The following is a 19,885-nucleotide window of genomic DNA, read 5'->3' as shown; positions in this document are numbered from 1 at the left end:
TGTGGCAAGACAATTTTGGAGAAACCAATGAAAATCGCGCTAATGATGGAAAACAGCCAAGCAGGTAAGAATGCCGTTGTTCTTAATGAACTCGAGAGTGTTGCGCGTACGCAAGATGATCAGGTCTTTAATGTGGGTATGTGTGATGAGAATGACCACCACTTAACGTATATTCATTTAGGCATTATGGCGAGTGTTTTGATCAATTCTAAAGCCGTCGATTTTGTCGTGACGGGTTGTGGAACTGGTCAAGGCGCGATGATGTCGCTAAATATCCATCCTGGCGTTGTATGCGGGTACTGTTTAGATCCTTCTGACGCTTTCCTATTCAATCAAATCAATAATGGCAACGCGTTGGCTTTAGCTTTTGCTAAAGGTTACGGTTGGGGCGCGGAGCTTAACGTTCGCTATATCTTTGAAAAAGCCTTCACAACCGGTGAGCGTGGTATGGGTTACCCACTTGAACGTGCGGAACCACAACAGCGAAATGCAAGCCTATTGAACGATGTTAAAGCTGCGGTTATCAAAGAAAACTATTTGGATACATTGAAAGCGATTGATCCTGAACTTGTTAAAACGGCAGTGAGTGGCGCGCGATTCCAGCAGTGCTTTTTTGAACATTGCCAAGATAAAGATATTGAAGCCTTCGTGCGTGCAATTCTCGACTAGTTTTTAACACTTATTTGAGCCCGCTAGAGAGATACCATTGATAAATGGTGTCTCTTTTTTTATGTCTAGCTAACAGGCTGTACCAATAAATTCGTGCACTATTGGTCATTGATAAGCAGCCCTCAGTAAAAGAAACCATAGAAATTCGGCTGCTTTTACTGAGGTTATCCATCAGCGAAGATGGCGTAACTTGGCGACTATGTCTTTATCTTCAAGCTCTAACCAAGGCTACCGTTATCAGGTGTCGGTTAAAGTTCATAGGTGTCGATTAAAGTGTCATTGGGTAATTTTTGAAACCGAGGTGTTCGGAGATGTTTTTTCCTGCTACGTGCAATAAGTGCACATAACGTTCTTTCTTATCTTCGTCGAAGCGAATCGTGGGGAAGGAGATTGACACCCCAGCCACCACGGTACCAAATCGGTCATACACAGGTGCGGCGATGCAGCGAAGCCCTGGTTCTTGCTCTTCATTGTCTTCGCCAAAGTGCTGTTGTTTAACAAGCGCTAGCTCATCGATCAACTGCTCAATATTTTCTAACGTATTGGGCGTACTTTTAACAAACTCTACATCGGCAAGGGCATCACGTATGGATTCGTTATCACGTTCAGCAAGCAGGACTTTCCCGATTGCCGTAGTGTGTAAAGGGTTACGGCGACCGACTCTTGAATGCATTCGTAGCGCATGGCTGGAATCAATTTTATGGATGTAAATGATGGAGCCATGATCTAAAGCGCCAAGGTGGATTGTCTCGTTAGTTTCTTCAGAAATGACTCGCATTTCCTTTTCTGCAAGTTCAACTAAATCAACCCACTCCAGAGACTTAGACCCTAATTCAAACATTTTTAATGTTAATGAATACCTATCAGCTTCGCCTTGTTGTGAGACATAACCTAAGCCTTTCATGGTCTGCAAAAAACGATAAGTTGTGGCTTTAGACATCATCAATCGCTGAGATAAATCAGATACACCAATCTCTTTTTGGTCACCGAGAGACTCTAATATATTGAACACTTTTAACACTGAAGATACCGCTTCAGGTTGTGTGGATTTATCCATTGATATTCCTTTGCTTACGATTGTTATATTCATGTAACTTAACACTGTTCACTATTTTTAAAAAGCCTTTTTATAAAAATTGAATACAATAGGATCGTTGTCATATTTATTTGACTTTGACTTTGACTTTGACTTTAGGAGGGAGTTTTAAAAGGTGTGAGGGGTACGTTGCCGATATTGCACATGCAAGTCCAACCAAATGATTAAAAATGGCAACCCGAAAGGTTGCCATTTTGCTTACTGAGTGAGAGATGGTTATGTGTTAGTGATCTAAATAAAGATAGTTTTGCCAACTCTTCATTCTGATCAGCACTTTACGCATGATAGATACATGTTTGAAGCTATCTGAATAAATCGCAATCTCAGCGTTGGCACCAGTAGGCAGAATATATTGGCTCATATCATCATCGATGACCACTTTGACCATCGCTCGACCAGATGTGTTGAAGGTCTGCGAATTTCTTAATGTACCACTGGCACTGATTTGTCCTTCCGCGATGGTTGGGAGTACCTCGACTATTTTACCTTTAAACACTTTACCTGGTAATGCTCTGAACAAAAATTCGGCTTCAAAACCTGGCTTAAGCCTTTGCAGTGAATTTTGTCTAAAGGCGCCAACGAAAAAATTCTCTTCGGTATGGACAAACGTCATTAAAGGCACGAGTGGTAATGGTACCGCCATCATTCCGGGTCTTAATGCCAACTGAGTGACATAGCCGTCAGTGGGAGCAAGTACCACGGTCTCGCGAAGGTTAAACTCGGCTTGAATAAGGTCTGCTTTTAGCTGAGCTACGGTGGTGTTCTCTCCAAAAATTTGCGATTCAAAGGCGAGTCTTGCGCTTTCTTCTTTGGCCTCAAATGCCTCAAGTGAGGCTTGGTTTGCTTTGTAAGTTTGACGACGAGTATCCACTTGTTGCTCGGTAAAGGCACCTTTCTTAAAGCCCGTTTGATAACGTTCAAATTCACGTAGAGCTTTATCGCGTTCTGCGACTGCTTTGATGGTATCGGATTGCGCCGCTTTGTAATTACTTTCTAGCTGCAGAACGTCTTGGTTCGCGTCAGCCAGTGCTGCTTTCGCTTTAATCACCGCAGCTTCGTAAGGAATTGAGTCAATTTTAAACATGACGTCTCCCTTTTTCATCTGCTGATTTGCTACCACATCGACTTCAACGACCTTACCTCGAACGCTAGAAACAATGGGTGTTGTGCTATAGAACTGACCACCGACTTGAGTAAAAGGGTGGTTATAGTTCATTAATAAAATGAGTGTACCAATAAGGACGACACCGCCGAGCACGGCAGTAGGGACGGTCCATTTATTCAATGGAATCTTAAAGATTTTGAATACGGCAATACATAGTGCGGCGTACGTTAATATGAGTAATAAATCCATGAATTACTTCTCCTCTTCCACAGATTGAGCGTGTTGCACGACTTGTTTACCCTTAAGGTACTTAATTTCTTGTTCCATATTCGTTACTTGATCGACCAGCTTTTCTAAACGGTGATGAAGGTCATGCTGCTCTTCTTCGAGCTTATGAAAGCCCCAGCCGCGTTCTTTGCGCCACAATGTTGCCCAAATCCATAAAAATGGCCAAATGGTATGAAGTGTGAATAAACTTACCCAACCCGCGACATGTATGGCATCCTGATGTGGATGATCTCGCTCTTTTGATATTTCATAAGGGATGTCGTGAATAACAATTATTCCGTAAAAGATCACAAGTGCTACAAAAACCAGTAGCCCTAATGCAAAGTAATCAAGAAACATAATTCATCCTTGTTTGAAGGTGATGTTAGCCAGAATGGCGCACAGTGTTAGGTTAAGTATTTGTTATATGAGTAAGTTAATCAATAGGTTTGTGATAATAAATTAAGGATGTAGTTAATGTTTGTGGGGGAGTTATCGGCGATTGGAGCCGCAATAGTCTGGGCATTGGCGACGTGGATTTATAGTCAGTTCAGTCACCACTTTTCTGCTTTGCAGCTAAATATTATCAAAGGTGTGATCGCGTCGCTAATGATGGCAATGGTCTTGCCACTTATGCCTGCACCAACATTGAGTATCGAGCCTCAATATTTATGGGTGCTGGGGATTTCTGGTGTCGTTGGTATTGCGATTGGCGACAGTGCGTATTTTGCGGCGTTAAAACGGATTGGCGCGAATAAAACCTTATTATTAGAGTCACTTGCACCGCCACTTTCTGGTGTGCTAATGCTGCTTTTTTTAGGAGTGACATTGCAACTACAAAGTTGGCTTGGGGTAGTGATTACAACCGTTGCTGTTGCTTTCGTCGTATTTCAACCCACTCAGGCAGACCGTGCAAATGATATGGCGGGTATTGGTTTTGGGCTGGTGGCAAGTATATGCCAAGCATCTGGGGTCGTGATTTCCCATTACGCGTTAGTACAAGGTGATTTACCCCCACTGCTTGGGGCGTTTATTCGACTGACTATTGGGGTGCTGGCTGTTGTGATATTTATCCCTTTTATAGAGAAAAAACCTTTTTCTAGTATCCTAGCCTGCAGCAAAACGATGTCTCGACGACAATGGACGTGGCTGCTTGGGGCAATATTTGTCGGAACATTTCTGGCATTGTGGTTGCAGCAAATTGCGTTAAAACACGCCAACCCAGCAGTGGCGCAGACACTTATCGCAACCAGTCCACTATTTATACTTATTATTTATGCAGTAAGGGGAGAGCGGGTTAGCCGCCGAAGTGTGATAGGTACGTTATTCGCCCTATTAGGGATTTCTTTATTTTTTCTATAGTCGATGACGTCAGAATTTTATTATTACTCAAGTAGCTGTTTTAGCGTCATTGGGGTTTGGCAAATGTTTAATCGTTGAGCCGCGGTGAGCCCCTGTTTATCTTGATAACATAGGTTATGCCAAGCTCGGAATATGTCGAGTAAAGGCATAATGCCGTTGGGGCGTAATTTTCGCCTTGGCTCGTTAATAAAGCTTTCAAACAGTAATTGGAATCGATTTTGATAAAATAATGCACTTTGAATAGATGCCGTCTTTAACCAGCTATCGTTATGGCTATCATGACTGAAAACGTCGGCGTTACTAGCGAAAGAATCATTCCCCGATAGGTAACAGAGTCCCTTGCTGGCTCCATTGTCTTGATGAGCAATGGTCCATCGGTCCCGCCACCAACCCATTAGTGCTATATCCGTCGTTTTTGATTGACCGCTGTTGTCCCAGTGAGGGTCTTGCAACACATACATTAGGTCGATATTGTTTTGATGGATACGTTCAAGGTAGACGGTTAGGGCTGCCGAGCGCAAAAGGGGATCTTGGGGCATATAAATAGTGAGTGGCTTTTGGTCACCAATCATCTCAGAGATGAGTAGATAATGTGCGTAAGAGGTGTACGGCGCTCGAATTAATGTCCCAGTATTTGGATAGTTAAAGGTAGAGAAATTACCAAGGGGGTCTTCGACATTACTTCTGGCGAGAATATTTTGATAATTAATATCGATTCGCTCTTTGAGGCTGAAACCGCTGTGTTCTTTTGTTGTGTCATTCCCAGTAAAGCTTTTGTTCTCCGAATAATTTTCAGCCTGATAGCTACTCGGCAAGAACTGTGAATTCGGCTGATAAGCATCATGATCAAGATTACTACTGGATTTGGTTTGCGCGGTGTAATTGGTGTGTTGGCATAGCACATAGCCCGAATTGGCTTCACAAGTGACAAACCAAAATACCCCGTTGTTACTGCTCTTTTGGAGACTTTGATAGTTTGAGGCAAGCTCATAATGACTGGCATGGTTCAGCCAGCGAGCATCAATGTTGGCAAGTTTCCTACGACATCGACTCGCAATTTGGTCGATATTGTCGTAAAACGTTTTGGGGTTAATGTCGAGCTTTCGGCAAATCTCTCTGACGGAATAACCAGTAAATAAAAGTGCGAGTAATGCTTCTTGTATCAAGGTCTTTTTATTCGTGCCCGACCATTTATCGACAAATGTGCCTTGGCATTGCTTACATCGATAACGCTGACGATCGCCACTAAACCCAAAGGCATGATAACGCTCCTTATGGGTATAAACGGACATGCCAAAGTGCTCACATTGCGCATCCTTGCAGCAAGGGAGTCCATCATCATGAGCCAATTGCAATCGCTTTAGCTCGGAGAGGACCTCTTGGTTGTTAAGTAGGGGGGGAAACGCACCACATTCACGGCACACCATCGCAGGTCGCTTGGGATTACTGTGCTGCAAAATATACAAACTTGCATCACTTTGTCCAAAATTATCACACGCCAATGTTTTACAAAAATTGAGCTGTAACCCATTTGCGGCCTGCGGCAACTTGCCTTCTGACACGTTCACCCCCTATGGTTTGTTAAAAAGCCAGTTCAACTTCAGGCATTGAACTGGCTTCGTAAACTTAAATATTGATCGCGGTTTCTAGCGCGACAGTCATCATATCGTTGAACGATTTTTGACGGTCTTCTGAGCTCAGTTTCTCGCCACGGATGATGTGATCTGACACGGTCAGAATCGTCAACGCTTTCGCGCCTAAATCAGCCGCTACGCCGTAGATACCGGCCGCTTCCATATCAACCCCCAAAATACCTAGATGTTTCATCTTGTCGAAAATATCGGCTTCTGGCGTATAGAAAAGGTCTGCTGAGAAAATATTACCGACTTTAACCGGAACATTTTGTCCGCGAGCTTGCTTGACGGCTTCTTCTAATAAACCAAAATCAGCAATCGCAGCGAAGTCATGATCGTTAAAACGGATACGGTTAACCTTAGAGTCTGTAGAAGCTCCCATACCGATAACGACGTCCATTAAGTTGACGTCATCGCGTACTGCACCACAACTCCCTACTCGAATTACATTTTTAACGCCAAAATCTTTGATAAGTTCATGGACGTAGATGCAGCAAGACGGAATACCCATACCGTGACCCATCACAGAAACGCGTTGTCCTTTGTAGGTACCGGTGTAACCGAACATGTTACGAACATCGCACACTTTTTCTACGTTGTCTAAAAACGTATCAGCGATATATTGAGCGCGAAGTGGATCACCTGGCATCAGGACTGTTTCAGCAAAATCACCCGGGTTTGCGTTGATATGAGGGGTAGCCATCGTATTGCTCCTAATATTTTAACTAATTCTGTTGAACGCTTCGTTCTTTGTTAAAACGAATACTACCCGCCTTTTAAAGGCTTACATGCGATTTAAATCACATTTTTTCGTGAAAATACCAGATAGCCACACAATGATAACTAAATGTGTTGAAAGTTATTAAGCAATCGATTTACTGCAGAATGGTTTGCACACATCAATAATTTTTCTGAAGAGTGAACTTGTGGCTGAGTCGCTCGTAATATTGTACAGATTATTTTTTTGTATCACTTATCAGGTTGTGCTATTCCTTATACATAACCATTTTTTGTACAACGAGGAACCGCAAATGGATGAGCAACCAATCACGCTGGGTATCAGTTCTTGTTTATTGGGAGAAAAAGTACGATACGATTCGGGGCATAAACAAAGTACCTATGTGAATAAGGAACTAAGGGACTATTTTTCATTTGTATCGGTGTGTCCAGAAGTTGGGATGGGGTTACCTGTACCAAGGCCAACCATACGTCTTATGTCTAATGAAGAGCGCATCAGCTTGGTTGAAACTAAGGACGCTACGAAAGACTATACCGACGGAATGCTGACTTATACTCATCAAAAGGTGGCAGAGTTAGAAGACACTGAAATGTGTGGCTACATCGTTTGCGCTAAATCTCCAAGTTGTGGCATGGAAAGGGTAAAGGTGTATACCGTCGGTCACGCCAAAACAAATGGCGTGGGTCTATACACAGAGCACTTGATGAAGAAAATGCCTTGGTTACCTGTTGAGGAAGATGGAAGACTCAATGATCCGGTGTTGAAGGAGAACTTTATTTCTCGCGTCTTTGGATTAAATGATTTTTATCAATCCATGCAGGGCGCACCCACACCAGGGAAAATTGTTGATTTCCATTCTCGTTACAAGTTAACACTTATGGCGCATAACCCGAGTGCCTATAAATCATTAGGGCGTTTAGTCGCGCACCAAAATGAACTTGAGCCCAGTGATTTTTATCAGCAATACCGTCAGGGGTTGATGGACGGCTTGAAACACAGGGCAAGTAGAAAGAATGTGACCAATGTGCTGATGCATATTCAAGGGTATTTTAAACGGTCTTTGAACGCAGATGAGAAGCGTGAGCTATCACAAGTGATTGATGACTATCGCACTGGTGTCTTACCGTTACTTTCGCCGCTCACATTGATCAAGCATTACCTCAGGGCCTACCCAGATGATTACCTAGCGCAACAGCGCTTTCTACAGCCGCACCCAGAAGAAATGCGGTTACGTTATGGCCTCTAAAGAAACATGCTATGCGATTCGGGAAGTGGCTGATATTACTGGCATAAAACCAGTGACGCTAAGAGCTTGGCAAAGGCGTTACAACTTAATCCAGCCAGAGCGTACGGATAAAGGTCACCGACTCTACACGCAAAGTGATATCGAAAAGATAAAATGCGTACAAGGTTGGTTGGCGAAAGGGGTTTCCATTGGCAAGGTGAAATCACTGATCGATTCCAATACGTTACTGACGGAGCAAACCACATCGGTTCAACTTGACGAAGTGGAGCATGTACTCGAAGCGTTGAGTCTTTTAGATGGCAGTAAAACAGACCGAATCATTAGTTATGTTTTGAAAGAATACCCGTTAGCGGTTGTAGAAACACAATTTGTGTTGCCCGTACTGTCCGCGATCGATTTTGTTAAAGCAGGGCTGCGTTCTTTGCAGCTTGCTCTATTTCGGACAACGTTGATAAACCGATTAATGTTGATGATTCAAGCTGAATCGAAGAAATCGTTAACAAGCAAATGCTTGCTCATCAACATGGACAGCGTTGGGAATGTGTTTGCATGGTTTTATTACGCCAATTTAGTTGAACAGGGTATTGCGGTGACATTTTTAGATGGCGTGGATGAGATCGCTGCTTTATTCAATGACGAGATAATGATGAACTTCCAGCACGTTCACGTGTTTGCTGAGAAATCGTTGTCGGAAAAGCATCTGGCCGTGATACGAGAACAACGTGAATATCGCGATACCCAGATCCATGTGTCGCCAGTCATTGACCTTTTAATCTGATCACCTTTAAGCCAAATTAAGAGAAACTAAGATGAAGAAACTCGTGCTGTTTAATCGTGATCTGAGAACCGTAGATAACACGGCACTTATCAACGCCATCGATGGGGAAACCCCGGTTGTCGGTTTGTATATTGCGACGCCTCAACAGTGGCAGCAACATGATCTCGCGCCCATTCAAGCCGATCTAGTGTATCGCCGCTTAACGGTGTTGAGCAGGGAGCTCGACGCTTTGAATATTCCTCTGCTTTATCACGAGTGCGAAGATTTCGATACTGCCAATGATTGGATAATCAATACGGTCAAAGAGTTGGATATCGACAGTGTATTCATGAATTTAGATCATGAAGTCAACGAGATACAAAGAACCTTAGATTTGGCCGCTCGTTTAAAAAGCATAAGTAAAAAATTAATAACATTTGATGACAAATGTGTTTTGCGTCCAGGTACGGTTTTAAATAAACAGGGGAAGAACTTCAAAGTGTTTACCCCATTTAAAAACGCTTGGAAATCGCAGTTTACGCTACCTCTAATTCAAAAACCGGCGATATCAGTGGCTGTCGATATCCCGTTGCCACATCAGTTTGCACCAACTCGTCCGTTTAGTTACCCACGTGTCAGCAGCCAGGATTGGCCTATAGAGACGGATGACATCATTCAAAGACTAAGAGAATATTGCCACGATAGGGTCGCTGACTATCATAACGACAGGGATTTTCCTTCAATAGACGGGACCAGTCAGTTGAGTCCTTATCTCGCGATTGGGGCTTTATCCGTTAGACAGTGTGTCGCACGTCTTTATTACGATGCGAAAGGCGAGGCGCTTTCCGCGGGGGCTGAGATCTGGCTAAGTGAGCTTATCTGGCGAGAGTTTTATCAACATTTACTCCACTTTGAGCCCAAGCTCAGTCGGCACGAGGGGTATCTGCCCTGGGAAAAAAACCTCGTTTGGCAAGGAAGTCAGGATTACTTCTCTTGCTGGTCGACTGGCCAAACCGGTTACCCGATTGTTGACGCTGCGATGCGACAGCTCAATGCCACGGGCTGGATGCATAATCGATTGCGAATGGTTGTCGCCAGTTTTTTAGTGAAAGATCTTCACATCGACTGGCGCCAAGGAGAGGCTTACTTTATGTCAAAGCTTATTGATGGCGATTTGGCTTCCAACAATGGCGGTTGGCAATGGTGCGCGTCAACAGGGTGCGATGGTCAGCCCTATTTCCGAATTTTCAACCCGATTAGTCAAGGAGAGCGCTTTGATGCCCATGGTGAATTTGTTCGTCAATGGATCCCTGAATTATCGGACGTGCCCAATCGTTATATCCATCAACCTTGGAAGTGGGCATCGTTTCAAAGTTTAGATTATCCGGAACCTATAGTTGATCACAAGACACAAAGAGAGATAACCTTAAGCGTATATAAAGAAGCAAAGGATCAACATTGATGTATCGTAGGACGATTTTAGCGGCTTGCCTAGGCTTCTCGCAGTGGGTAAATGCGGCGACATATGAGCTACCGGAAGATGGTAGTAACCTTGTCGGGACCATCAATTATCATAGTGTCGTTGAAGGTGAGACAATGTCAGACATCGCGAAGCACTACGATGTCGGTTTTTTGTCTTTAATGGCAGCCAACAAGGGGGTCGACCCGTTTTTGCCGCCACAAGACTATGTGTTGACCATTCCAAGTCAAACCATATTGCCTCAGGTTGAGCACAAAGGCATCGTCATTAACCTTGCAGAGTTAAGGTTGTATTACTTTGAACCTGAGAAGAATATTGTGCATATTTTTCCGGTTGGTATCGGGCGTATTGGACAAGATACACCAGAAATGACGACCAAGATCAGTCAGCTTAGAGAGAATCCAACTTGGACGCCGCCAAATTCAATCAGGAAAGATTATTTAGAAAAAGGTGTCGAGTTACCTAAAGTCGTACCTGCAGGTCCTGAAAACCCGCTGGGGGACTATGCGATGCGTTTAGCTTATGGTACCGGGACGTATCTTATCCATGGTACCAACAAAGACTTTGGTATTGGCTTACGGGTGAGCGCAGGCTGTATTCGCATGGACCCTAAAGATATCGATTGGTTGTTTCATCAGGCCAAGGTTGGGTTACAAGTGCGCGTGATTGACGAGCCGATTAAAGTCGCGTTGGAGCCTGACAGAAGTGTATTCATTGAGGCTCACGAGCCGTTAACTCGCAGTGATGGCACAAAAAAGGCGATGACGATACCGCAGGAGCTTGAATGGTGGATCGAAGAGTATGGTGTCTCTGACCGAGTGGCTAAGGCCGTTGTGTTAGCACAAAACGGTGTACCTGTAGAAGTAATACCGCCGATGGAAACGCTAGAATAACGCGTATCAGCATCCATAAAAAAACACCCGCTTAGCGGGTGTTTTTTCATTTATCTTGTGCTGCTTACTTAGTGTAAGACTGAGCGATGTTATCAATACGCTCATTCGCGCGTGCTGCTTCTTCTTGTGCAGCCATTGCGTTTTTGTTACCCATTTGTACTTCGTCTTTAAGCGCTTGTACATCAGTGCTTAGTTGGCTTACTTGGTTGTTTAGATCATCCATTTTAGCCATTTCTGCTTCATCTGGACCAGATGCACAACCTGCTAGTAGTAGAACCGACGCTGCTGTTGCTGCAATTATCATTTTATTCATTATAAAGCTCCTTGAGGATATTATTATTTCAAACAGCCCTGCTACATCTAGGCAATAAGGCTAATTTTCAGTTTAGTGCCTTATTTTAAGAACGCAAACTATTTAAAAGTCAGAAAAACCAAAAAATTACGCGATTTTATCGTTAAATTTTGGCTGTCTTAATTATGAGATTAATTAGCACCGTGTTAATGTGATCTAAATCACGATATATAACAGGTGTCGCGTTAACTTATTGTTTCATTAGCTTTTCTGAAAAAAAAGCTTATGTTCGCATCTTTGCATAAGAATTAGACTACAACATCCGTCGAAATTTAGGTTTTTTAGTTGCTATGCACTATGCTGGTGACGATGACAAATATCATGTATTATGCGCCCCTTATTTTTTAGTTCGTTCCACCTCGTTAGGAGTACAACCATTGCAATTTAAAGATCTTGGTCTTGATAACCGTTTATTGAAGAATTTGAAGCACTACGACTTCAAAAAAGCGACAGATATCCAGAAGCAAGCGATCCCAGTCGCCATTGCGGGTAAGGATCTGATTGCCTCTTCGAAAACGGGTTCAGGTAAGACTCTGGCATTTGTACTGCCTATGCTTCACAAATCACTAAAAAGTAAATCTTTCTCTGCTAAAGACCCACGTGCCGTCATTTTGGCGCCAACGCGTGAGTTGGCGAAGCAAGTCTATAGTGAGCTTAGAGCAATGCTTGGTGGTTTGACGTACGATGCGACGCTTATCCTAGGTGGTGAGAACTTTAACGATCAAGTAAAAGCACTCAGCCGCTACCCTAAGTTCATCGTGGCAACGCCAGGACGTCTAGCGGATCACTTAGAGCATCGCTCTTTGTTCCTTGATGGCCTAGAAACGCTTATTTTGGATGAAGCTGACCGTATGTTAGATCTGGGTTTTGCTCCTGAATTGATGCGAATTCATCGTGCAGCGAAACACCGTCGTCGTCAGACTCTCATGTTTTCGGCGACACTTGATCACACTGAAATGAATGACGTAGCGAATGAATTGCTCAATGAGCCGAAACGCATTTCTGTTGGCGTATCGAATGAAGAGCATAAAGACATTACTCAAAAATTCTACTTGTGCGATCACTTAGATCATAAAGAAGCGATTCTTGAGCGTGTATTGCAAGAAGCCGATTACACACAAGTCATGATCTTCACGGCGACGCGTGCTGATACCGAGCGTTTAGCCGCTTGGCTTAATGAGAAAAAATTAAAAGTAGTGGCGCTGAGTGGCAGTTTGAATCAAACCCAGCGTAATAACATCATGAGTCAGTTTGAACGTCATGTCTTTAAGATCCTCGTGACGACCGATGTCGCATCTCGTGGTATTGATATCAATACGGTCACGCACGTGATTAACTTTGATATGCCAAAGCATACTGAAGAATATGTTCACCGTGTCGGACGTACCGGTCGTGCGGGCAACAAAGGTGACGCTATTTCGCTTGTCGGTCCAAAAGACTGGGACAGCCTAAAGCGCGTTGAGTCGTTCCTACAACAAGATATTACTTTCTCTGAGTTAGATGGCCTTAAAGGCAAATTTAAAGGCTTGAAACCTCGTAAGCCTGCGTTTGCTAAGAATACCGCAGCAAAACCTGCTCAGAAGAAGAAGAAACAAACGGGCACTAAGAAGCCAGTTAAGCGTGATAAGGCGTTCTACCAGAATGTCGCAGTGGGTGATACGGTCTTTATCCCGAAGAAAAAGCCTAAGCCAACCGCTGAAACCGAATAATAAAAAAAAGCCTCGTTAGAGGCTTTTTTTTATGTCGATTTAGAGTACCCCTAATCGAATTCGAACGATGCGCTCGCATTTGTCGATTTCAGCGATGCTTTTAGGGATAACCAACACCGTATCATTCCCTCCTACCGTACCTAATATCTCACTGTGTGGATCAATATCCACGAGCCGTGCGATAAGTTGTGCGCTTCCAGGGTGAGTTTTGACGACAACAACAGCTTGGTTATGCGTTATAAATTCAATTTGAGAAGAGATCGATGACTCAACCCGCACTGGTGCATTTTCTACCGTCAAACAGTACGCTTTCTTCCCACAAGCATTTTGCACCTTGATAACACCAAGCTGCGACAGTAATCGAGACACCGTAGATTGGCTTATTCCCGAAAATCCGATATTGACTAAGGCTTCTCGCAATTTGTTTTGTGTCGTAAAGCTCTGTTGCTGGAGCAGTTTCTTGCATGCTGCTGTGAGTGTTTTGTCATCGGCTTCGATGATTGATAATTCAAGAGTCTCGTTCATGACTACTCCTTTCATGATGGAATGAACGATACCTTCCTTGTCGCGACACACTCCGAACCCTTGGAGTGAGAATAGAGCCATATTCTACCACTTAATGGTTATTAATAAGTGACGGTGAGTTAACACTATTGATATTCTATTTTAGTCAGTAGTGAATGGATATTTATTCAGTGAGAAGAATAAATATCCAAATATTTCTGTCGTGATATTCTTTGTTTATAACGTGTCGCCTATTATTTAATTTCAGTTACGATATTTCGTGAGAATACTTTTGCACAATAATGGCATTTTAACTGGATACTACTTTTCTTATTAATAACGTGGAAATTACTCTCTACAGGCTCGCCATGCGATATGCAGTTACTATTAGGGCATTGGAAGATAGAAATAATTGATTTTGGCAATTCAAGTGATAATTTATTGATCACTTTGTACTCTTCAATCTGATTAACGGTTGCCTGCGGTGCATAAAGCGCGAGCTGATTGGCTTGGTCTTCGGTGAGGTAAATGTTTTCTATTTTGATGATATCTTTTGCGCCGAGTGCAGAGGAGGGGAGGTTTAACCCGATCGTGACACGCTGTTCGCTCTTATGCATTTTGAATAGCTTTAGAATTTTTATACCGATATTGGCTGGGATATGATCGATGACGGAACCATTTTTAATCGCTTCTACTTGAAGTTTGGTTTGCTTGTTCATGTTGCCTTCCTCTTAAATTGTTATCAATATTGACCTTAAACAGGCGATGTTAAACCGACTCAGAGAGCACGAGTGCAAGCAAGGCTTCACGTGCATAAACGCCATTTTCAGCTTGCTCAAAGTAGTAAGCATGAGGCGTTTTGTCGACGTCGGTAGTGATCTCGTCTACTCGAGGGAGAGGGTGAAGGACTCGCAGGTTCGGGCGTGCTTGTGTCAACATATCGGCATTAAGAACAAAGGCCGATTTAATGTGTGCGTATTCAGATTCATCAAAGCGCTCTTTTTGTACTCGAGTCATATAGAGCACATCAAGCTCTGGGACAACCTCGTCAATACTGGCATGAAGGCTGTAGGCGATGTCGGCGCTCGATAGCTCTTCGCAAATATAATCGGGCATTGAGAGGGCGTCGGGTGCAATGAAGAAAAAACGAATATTGTTAAATTTAGCAAGGGCTTGCGTCAATGAATGAACCGTTCGGCCGTATTTGAGATCGCCGACAAAGGCGACATTGAGGTTATCGAGTGTGCCCTGTGTTTCATAGATAGAAAAAAGATCCAACAAGGTTTGTGTTGGATGCTGGTTCGCACCGTCACCGCCATTGATGACAGGGGTATTATTCGAAAACTCTGACGCCAAACGGGCTGCGCCTTCTTGAGGGTGACGCATAACAAAGGCGTCCACGTACGACGCAATGACCTGGACTGAATCTGCCAGTGTTTCCCCTTTTTTTGCGAGTGAGGTATTGCCACCATTATCGAAACCAATAACGGTGCCGCCAAGTCGCTGCACTGCCGTTTCAAAAGATAAGCGAGTACGAGTCGACGGTTCGAAAAAGCAACTCGCGACCACTTTGTTTTTCAATAACTCAGGGTTAGGTTCTGCTTTTAATCGAGTCGCCGTGTTGACGATGAGTTCTAGCTCAGTGCGGCTCAGCTCAGGGATAGAAATGATGTGCTTGTTGAACAGTGAATGCGACATAATGCGATGCTCTCTAGTGGTCAGTTAAGTGCAAGTAATCGATAAGTAGAAATAGTTTGTTTTGTATAAGTGACGAGTTACACCCAAAAACAACGAGCCAAACACTCGTTACTCGTTAGATACAAAAAAGCCTCCATAAAATAGGAGGCTTAAGGGCGGTAATAAAAAGAAAAACAACGGCCTATTTGATTAATTAATCGAGAGTGGTGTTGGATGTTGAACGGGTAAGCCATGTTTTCTCCTTAGTCATTGGAGACAAATTATAATGCTAATTTATCTCCAATCAATAGTTCTGAAAAACTATCCAGAAAATGGATAATTATCCATTGTTGTAAGATTAATTGGAGAAGGAATTAACGCCAGTGATACCTTTTGTAGCTTAAATAATAATCTCAATGTTCAGGGTTATTATTGAAATATTATGCGAGCCTTATTCATAAACTAGTATCAATAAGGCTCGGTACTTTTGTGACAACGGCGTCAGTTGCTGTTTAGGTTAGTCACCTAATGTTGCCACCATGACTGCTTTGATGGTGTGCATTCGGTTTTCAGCTTCATCAAAGACAATGGAATGCTCAGATTCCACCACCTCGTCGGTCACTTCGCAGCCTTGAGCAAGGATTGGGTATTCCTCAGCAAGCGATTTCCCTACTGCCGTATCTTCACCATGGAAAGCAGGTAGGCAATGCATAAATTTCACATGTGGGTTGCCAGTTGCTTTAAGCATTGCCATGTTGACCTGATAAGGAAGCATTAAATTGATGCGCTCTGCCCATGCTTCTTTTGCTTCTCCCATTGATACCCAGACGTCGGTGTAAAGGAAGTCGCAGCCTTGAACACCTTCGTTGACATCATCTGTTAGGGTGATTTTTGCGCCGGTTTTCGTTGCGATGTCCTGGCATTGTGCAACCAGCGTCTCTTCTGGCCAGAATTGTTTAGGTGCGACCAAGCGAATGTCCATGCCCATTTTCGCTGCACCAACCATCAGTGAGTTGCCCATGTTATTGCGTGCATCACCTAGGTATGCAAATTTGATTTCATGCAATTGCTTACCGCGGCCGTGTTCCATCATGGTCAAGAAATCGGCCAGAATTTGCGTTGGGTGGAATTCGTCAGTGAGTCCATTCCAGACTGGCACACCCGCGTAGGCACCAAGATCTTCGACGATGTCTTGCCCGAAACCACGATATTCGATGCCATCGTACATTCTTCCCAATACACGGGCGGTATCTTTCATGGACTCTTTGTGGCCAATCTGAGAGCCTGATGGGCCTAAGTAAGACACTCGCGCTCCTTGATCAAAGGCGGCAACCTCAAAGGCACAGCGGGTGCGAGTTGAGCTTTTCTCAAAGATAAGCGCGATGTTTTTCCCTTTGAGGCGAGGCTGTTCGTAGCCATTGTATTTGGCTTTTTTGAGCTCGGCGGAAAGATCAAGAAAATGCTGAATTTCACGTGGAGTAAAGTCTAATAGTTTAAGGAAGTTACGATTACGAAGATTAAAAGCCATGATGATTTCCTTTTTGAGTTGTCGCGATGCCAATGACCGAATCAAGCGAAGTCGTGATGGCAGGCGACCGATAATATCTATGTGTTGATCGAGTTCAGTTACGCATTGAGTAAGTTGAACGCTATCGAGTATTTTTTTGCGAATATACGTATTTAGCCTTTGACGATATTGGTGCCAGCGGTCCCTTCCAGTATCTTAATACCTTGCTCAAGAGACCCAATGCCGACCACTTTCCCACCTTGTTTAATGAATTCACAAGAAGCGTCGATTTTTGGACCCATAGAACCTTCGTCAAATTGGTGTTTAGCCAGTTCACTAATGGTTGTTGAGCGCAGGGCATGTTGAGTGGGTTTTCCCCAATCTAGATACACGGCGTCGGCATCGGTAAGAATAAGTAAGGCATCGGCATTGAGCTGTTTTGCTAGATACGCCGCAGACATGTCTTTATCAATCACTGCTTCAACGCCGATTAGTTTGCCGTTTTCTTTTTTGACCGGAATACCGCCGCCGCCAGTACAAATGACCAAATGACCTTCATCAACAAGTTTGGTAATTGCGTCGTGTTCGATGATGCCCGTTGGTTGAGGACTAGGAACAACACGTCGATAAAAATCGCCATCAGGTTTGACCGTCCAATGAAACTTCTCTGCTAATTCGCAGGCTTCTTCTTTACTGTAAATCGGCCCGATGGGTTTGGTTGGATTAGCAAATGCCGGATCGTTAGGATCAACGGTCATTTGTGTCAACATACAAGTCACATTGACGGATGGCATTTGATTTTTGAATTCTTGCATCAGCATGTAGCCGATCATGCCTTGTGTTTCACTGCCTAAAACGTCAAGTGGATAGGGGTTAACTTTTTTGTACTCCAGCCCCTGCAGCGCTAATAAACCGACTTGTGGACCGTTACCATGGACTAAGACAACATTATATTCTTGAGCAATTTTAGAAATAGTCGCCACTGCGATTTCAATATTATGACGTTGAACATCGGCTTCTAAAGGCTCGCCTCGGCGAAGCAATGCATTTCCACCAAGAGCAACGACGATGGTTTGTTTTGTCATGATTTGTTTTCCTATTACAGGGGCAAAGCGGTGCTTTGCCCGTTCAATATTAATGCGAGTCGGTGACTGATGTCGCCACTATAAATGCCGGTGTGCTTATCAATTATGGTGGCCATCAATCAACGGCTGAGTTAGATGCCATCTCGCTCTATCGGGCAACTCATGCAGCGAGCACCGCCACGTCCACGTCCTAACTCGTCGCCTGGAATAGGTAAGACAGTAATGCCGGCTTTGTCATATTTTTCATTGGTATAAGTGTTACGTTCGTAACCGATGACGACACCTGGCTTAACGGTCAATACGTTGTTTGCGTCATTCCATTGTTCGCGCTCTGCTTCGAAGTTGTCACCACCTGTCGTGATCAGGTTGAGTTTGTCTACGTGTAAGGCTTTCTCTATCGTATGGATATACGAGTCTTGCTGCTTCGCTTTGACAAAGCCAGATTCGTCGCCGGTTAGGCTCCAACATTTCACATCGTCAGGAATCACATTTGGATAAACGGAGAACGTATCTTCACGCATATGAGTCATCACCGTATCTAAATGCATGCATGACCGATCTTTTGGTAGTTCAAGGGCGATGATTTGTTTCGCTTGACCATGTTTGAATAATCCCGATGCAAGTTGCTCAACCCCTTGCGGTGTGGTTCTTTCAGACATACCGATTAATACCGCCCCTTTTCCGATGACGAGAACATCACCACCTTCAATGGTAGAGCGGTCGTATGACTTCTCTTCATCCCCGAAGTATTTCACAAAATCTTGACCGGCAAAGGTAGGGTGCCAACGGTAAATGGCTCTTACATGGTTTGTTTCTCTCTGACGGGCTACTTTAGCCATTGGGTTGATTGAAACCCCACCGTAAACCCAGCAAGAAGTATCGCGAGTGAATAAATGATTAGGCAATGGATCGATAATAAAATCAGTAGGTTTGTGCATGGACTGCAATATTGAAGAGGATTGCATTTGCATTTCACCAAATGACAGACCACCTGTGAGTATTTTTGCCAGCTCTAGGTTTGGTATGTCACCAAGGTAGCAGCGAACATCATTAGCAAATGTTGGGCCGTATCGATAGTTTGAGATTTGCGTATTCAGCAGCCATTCTTTCGCCTCTGGAACGGATAAGGTTTCTGCCAATAAGTTAGTTAGCAATAGAACCTCAACACCTTGATCTCGTAATGTCTGGGCAAACACATCATGCTCTTCACCCGCTCGTTCGACAGACAATACATCGTCAAATAATAGGTCGTGACAATTCGAAGGCGTTAAGTGAGTAAGAGCGCGTCTTGGGCGATGGATAAGAACGCGACGTAGTTGACCAACTTCTGAACCGACATAAAGTGTATTCATGATGTTATCTCTCTTCTTATATGATCGACTCGAATCTCACAGAGTCATCATTATTAGGGTATGGTTTTATTATTAGCTTTCTCGTGGTGAAATTAATATTACTCTTCACCGCGGGTATTTATTTGATGAGGCTCACAAATATATTTTATTCGTTTGTGGTTGATGGCGAGGAGTAATTAACAATAGGTATTCATGACGATTTAATGCTTGCCAAAATTTATTGGCTAATAAGTAGGAATATTATTCACTATTAATTAGTGGAGAGTTGGTTTATCTGGTGGTGTAGAGAATTTAATGCAAGAGTCAAAGGCGTGGATTATTAACGAATAGAGTAATTATGCACTCAGTGATGCTATCTATACCGTTTTGAAGGGAAATTAATCATGTGATAACAAATTAGTATCACAAACTTGTTATCACCATCACAGTTATTACAGTCTAATCGCTGAGT

At 43.5% G+C, this 19,885-nt stretch carries 19 protein-coding genes; 7 read left to right on the top strand and 12 right to left on the bottom strand.

Annotated features, from left to right (window positions below):
* Positions 1 to 27: 27 nt before the first annotated feature.
* Positions 28 to 669, top strand: coding sequence for an RpiB/LacA/LacB family sugar-phosphate isomerase (locus ACE1OE_RS01790; RefSeq protein WP_449209890.1), 642 nt, complete (start codon positions 28 to 30; stop codon positions 667 to 669).
* Positions 670 to 937: 268 nt separating this feature from the next.
* Here the strand turns inward: ACE1OE_RS01790 and kdgR are convergent, their stop codons facing one another.
* The 3 genes from kdgR to ACE1OE_RS01775 all read right to left on the bottom strand — a co-directional run bounded on the left by kdgR (position 938) and on the right by ACE1OE_RS01775 (position 3,497).
* Complete coding sequence (gene kdgR, locus ACE1OE_RS01785) at positions 938 to 1,726, bottom strand: DNA-binding transcriptional regulator KdgR (protein WP_372060166.1); 789 nt, start codon at positions 1,724 to 1,726, stop codon at positions 938 to 940.
* A 262-nt stretch (positions 1,727 to 1,988) separates the two neighbouring features.
* Entirely contained in the window at positions 1,989 to 3,119 is a 1,131-nt protein-coding gene (locus ACE1OE_RS01780; RefSeq protein ID WP_449209889.1) for an HlyD family secretion protein, read from the bottom strand.
* A gap of 3 nt (positions 3,120 to 3,122) precedes the next feature.
* Entirely contained in the window at positions 3,123 to 3,497 is a 375-nt protein-coding gene (locus tag ACE1OE_RS01775; protein WP_102469582.1) for a DUF3302 domain-containing protein, read from the bottom strand.
* 117 nt (positions 3,498 to 3,614) lie between these two features.
* Here ACE1OE_RS01775 and ACE1OE_RS01770 point away from each other — a divergent pair, with 117 nt between their 5' ends.
* The gene (locus ACE1OE_RS01770) at positions 3,615 to 4,499 is read left to right on the top strand and encodes a DMT family transporter (RefSeq protein ID WP_449209888.1); all 885 of its coding nucleotides are present in this window, start codon (positions 3,615 to 3,617) and stop codon (positions 4,497 to 4,499) included.
* Positions 4,500 to 4,522: 23 nt separating this feature from the next.
* On the opposite strand, the gene ACE1OE_RS01765 is transcribed toward ACE1OE_RS01770, so the two are convergent.
* Both ACE1OE_RS01765 and deoD read right to left on the bottom strand, forming a co-directional pair.
* Entirely contained in the window at positions 4,523 to 6,061 is a 1,539-nt protein-coding gene (locus ACE1OE_RS01765; RefSeq protein WP_449209887.1) for a transposase, read from the bottom strand.
* Positions 6,062 to 6,125: 64 nt separating this feature from the next.
* Positions 6,126 to 6,836 carry a purine-nucleoside phosphorylase gene (gene deoD, locus ACE1OE_RS01760; protein ID WP_102469579.1) on the bottom strand — a complete coding sequence of 237 codons (711 nt, stop codon included), beginning with the start codon at positions 6,834 to 6,836 and terminating at the stop codon, positions 6,126 to 6,128.
* A gap of 328 nt (positions 6,837 to 7,164) precedes the next feature.
* Between deoD and ACE1OE_RS01755 the strand changes: the two genes are divergently transcribed.
* From ACE1OE_RS01755 to ACE1OE_RS01740, 4 genes are read left to right on the top strand one after another with little or no spacing between them, the layout of a single operon-like run.
* Positions 7,165 to 8,118 carry a YbgA family protein gene (locus ACE1OE_RS01755; protein ID WP_102469578.1) on the top strand — a complete coding sequence of 318 codons (954 nt, stop codon included), beginning with the start codon at positions 7,165 to 7,167 and terminating at the stop codon, positions 8,116 to 8,118.
* A complete protein-coding gene (locus ACE1OE_RS01750) occupies positions 8,108 to 8,896 on the top strand; it encodes a MerR family transcriptional regulator (RefSeq protein ID WP_372060163.1) in 789 nt (262 codons plus the stop codon). The genes ACE1OE_RS01755 and ACE1OE_RS01750 overlap by 11 nt, the downstream gene beginning before the upstream one ends.
* Before the next feature lie 31 nt (positions 8,897 to 8,927).
* A complete protein-coding gene (gene phrB / locus ACE1OE_RS01745; RefSeq protein WP_449209886.1) occupies positions 8,928 to 10,337 on the top strand; it encodes a deoxyribodipyrimidine photo-lyase in 1,410 nt (469 codons plus the stop codon).
* On the top strand, positions 10,337 to 11,248 hold the full coding sequence (locus tag ACE1OE_RS01740) for a L,D-transpeptidase family protein (protein WP_372060161.1): 912 nt from the start codon (positions 10,337 to 10,339) through the stop codon (positions 11,246 to 11,248). The genes phrB and ACE1OE_RS01740 overlap by 1 nt, the downstream gene beginning before the upstream one ends.
* Before the next feature lie 64 nt (positions 11,249 to 11,312).
* On the opposite strand, the gene ACE1OE_RS01735 is transcribed toward ACE1OE_RS01740, so the two are convergent.
* The gene (locus ACE1OE_RS01735; protein WP_102469574.1) at positions 11,313 to 11,561 is read right to left on the bottom strand and encodes an Lpp/OprI family alanine-zipper lipoprotein; all 249 of its coding nucleotides are present in this window, start codon (positions 11,559 to 11,561) and stop codon (positions 11,313 to 11,315) included.
* A gap of 416 nt (positions 11,562 to 11,977) precedes the next feature.
* On the opposite strand from ACE1OE_RS01735, the gene ACE1OE_RS01730 reads away from it, so the two are divergent.
* Entirely contained in the window at positions 11,978 to 13,309 is a 1,332-nt protein-coding gene (locus tag ACE1OE_RS01730; RefSeq protein ID WP_241903084.1) for a DEAD/DEAH box helicase, read from the top strand.
* A 39-nt stretch (positions 13,310 to 13,348) separates the two neighbouring features.
* On the opposite strand, the gene ACE1OE_RS01725 is transcribed toward ACE1OE_RS01730, so the two are convergent.
* The 6 genes from ACE1OE_RS01725 to arcA form a co-directional block, all read right to left on the bottom strand.
* Positions 13,349 to 13,834: an arginine repressor gene (locus ACE1OE_RS01725; RefSeq protein ID WP_102469572.1), complete on the bottom strand. Its 486-nt coding sequence runs from the start codon at positions 13,832 to 13,834 to the stop codon at positions 13,349 to 13,351.
* A gap of 233 nt (positions 13,835 to 14,067) precedes the next feature.
* On the bottom strand, positions 14,068 to 14,532 hold the full coding sequence (gene pyrI / locus ACE1OE_RS01720) for an aspartate carbamoyltransferase regulatory subunit (RefSeq protein ID WP_449209885.1): 465 nt from the start codon (positions 14,530 to 14,532) through the stop codon (positions 14,068 to 14,070).
* A gap of 49 nt (positions 14,533 to 14,581) precedes the next feature.
* The gene (gene pyrB, locus ACE1OE_RS01715) at positions 14,582 to 15,511 is read right to left on the bottom strand and encodes an aspartate carbamoyltransferase (protein WP_372060108.1); all 930 of its coding nucleotides are present in this window, start codon (positions 15,509 to 15,511) and stop codon (positions 14,582 to 14,584) included.
* A gap of 496 nt (positions 15,512 to 16,007) precedes the next feature.
* Positions 16,008 to 17,018, bottom strand: coding sequence for an ornithine carbamoyltransferase (locus ACE1OE_RS01710; RefSeq protein ID WP_449209884.1), 1,011 nt, complete (start codon positions 17,016 to 17,018; stop codon positions 16,008 to 16,010).
* Positions 17,019 to 17,170: 152 nt separating this feature from the next.
* The gene (arcC, locus tag ACE1OE_RS01705) at positions 17,171 to 18,082 is read right to left on the bottom strand and encodes a carbamate kinase (protein ID WP_449209883.1); all 912 of its coding nucleotides are present in this window, start codon (positions 18,080 to 18,082) and stop codon (positions 17,171 to 17,173) included.
* Between the two features lie 131 nt (positions 18,083 to 18,213).
* On the bottom strand, positions 18,214 to 19,434 hold the full coding sequence (gene arcA, locus ACE1OE_RS01700; protein WP_372060106.1) for an arginine deiminase: 1,221 nt from the start codon (positions 19,432 to 19,434) through the stop codon (positions 18,214 to 18,216).
* Positions 19,435 to 19,885 lie beyond the last annotated feature (451 nt).

Source organism: Vibrio sp. E150_011 (assembly GCF_053544015.1).
The sequence above is the reverse complement of the archived record's forward strand: the minus strand, read 5'-3'. Positions and strand labels throughout refer to the sequence as shown.

Bases quoted from the DNA above. Each gene is read 5' to 3' on its own strand.
- ACE1OE_RS01790 (WP_449209890.1), top strand. From the start codon at position 28: ATGAAAATCGCGCTAATGATGGAAAACAGCCAAGCAGGTAAGAATGCC.
- kdgR (WP_372060166.1), bottom strand. From the start codon at position 1,726: ATGGATAAATCCACACAACCTGAAGCGGTATCTTCAGTGTTAAAAGTG.
- ACE1OE_RS01780 (WP_449209889.1), bottom strand. From the start codon at position 3,119: ATGGATTTATTACTCATATTAACGTACGCCGCACTATGTATTGCCGTA.
- ACE1OE_RS01775 (WP_102469582.1), bottom strand. From the start codon at position 3,497: ATGTTTCTTGATTACTTTGCATTAGGGCTACTGGTTTTTGTAGCACTT.
- ACE1OE_RS01770 (WP_449209888.1), top strand. From the start codon at position 3,615: ATGTTTGTGGGGGAGTTATCGGCGATTGGAGCCGCAATAGTCTGGGCA.
- deoD (WP_102469579.1), bottom strand. From the start codon at position 6,836: ATGGCTACCCCTCATATCAACGCAAACCCGGGTGATTTTGCTGAAACA.
- ACE1OE_RS01755 (WP_102469578.1), top strand. From the start codon at position 7,165: ATGGATGAGCAACCAATCACGCTGGGTATCAGTTCTTGTTTATTGGGA.
- ACE1OE_RS01750 (WP_372060163.1), top strand. From the start codon at position 8,108: ATGGCCTCTAAAGAAACATGCTATGCGATTCGGGAAGTGGCTGATATT.
- phrB (WP_449209886.1), top strand. From the start codon at position 8,928: ATGAAGAAACTCGTGCTGTTTAATCGTGATCTGAGAACCGTAGATAAC.
- ACE1OE_RS01740 (WP_372060161.1), top strand. From the start codon at position 10,337: ATGTATCGTAGGACGATTTTAGCGGCTTGCCTAGGCTTCTCGCAGTGG.
- ACE1OE_RS01735 (WP_102469574.1), bottom strand. From the start codon at position 11,561: ATGAATAAAATGATAATTGCAGCAACAGCAGCGTCGGTTCTACTACTA.
- ACE1OE_RS01725 (WP_102469572.1), bottom strand. From the start codon at position 13,834: ATGAACGAGACTCTTGAATTATCAATCATCGAAGCCGATGACAAAACA.
- pyrI (WP_449209885.1), bottom strand. From the start codon at position 14,532: ATGAACAAGCAAACCAAACTTCAAGTAGAAGCGATTAAAAATGGTTCC.
- pyrB (WP_372060108.1), bottom strand. From the start codon at position 15,511: ATGTCGCATTCACTGTTCAACAAGCACATCATTTCTATCCCTGAGCTG.
- ACE1OE_RS01710 (WP_449209884.1), bottom strand. From the start codon at position 17,018: ATGGCTTTTAATCTTCGTAATCGTAACTTCCTTAAACTATTAGACTTT.
- arcC (WP_449209883.1), bottom strand. From the start codon at position 18,082: ATGACAAAACAAACCATCGTCGTTGCTCTTGGTGGAAATGCATTGCTT.
- arcA (WP_372060106.1), bottom strand. From the start codon at position 19,434: ATGAATACACTTTATGTCGGTTCAGAAGTTGGTCAACTACGTCGCGTT.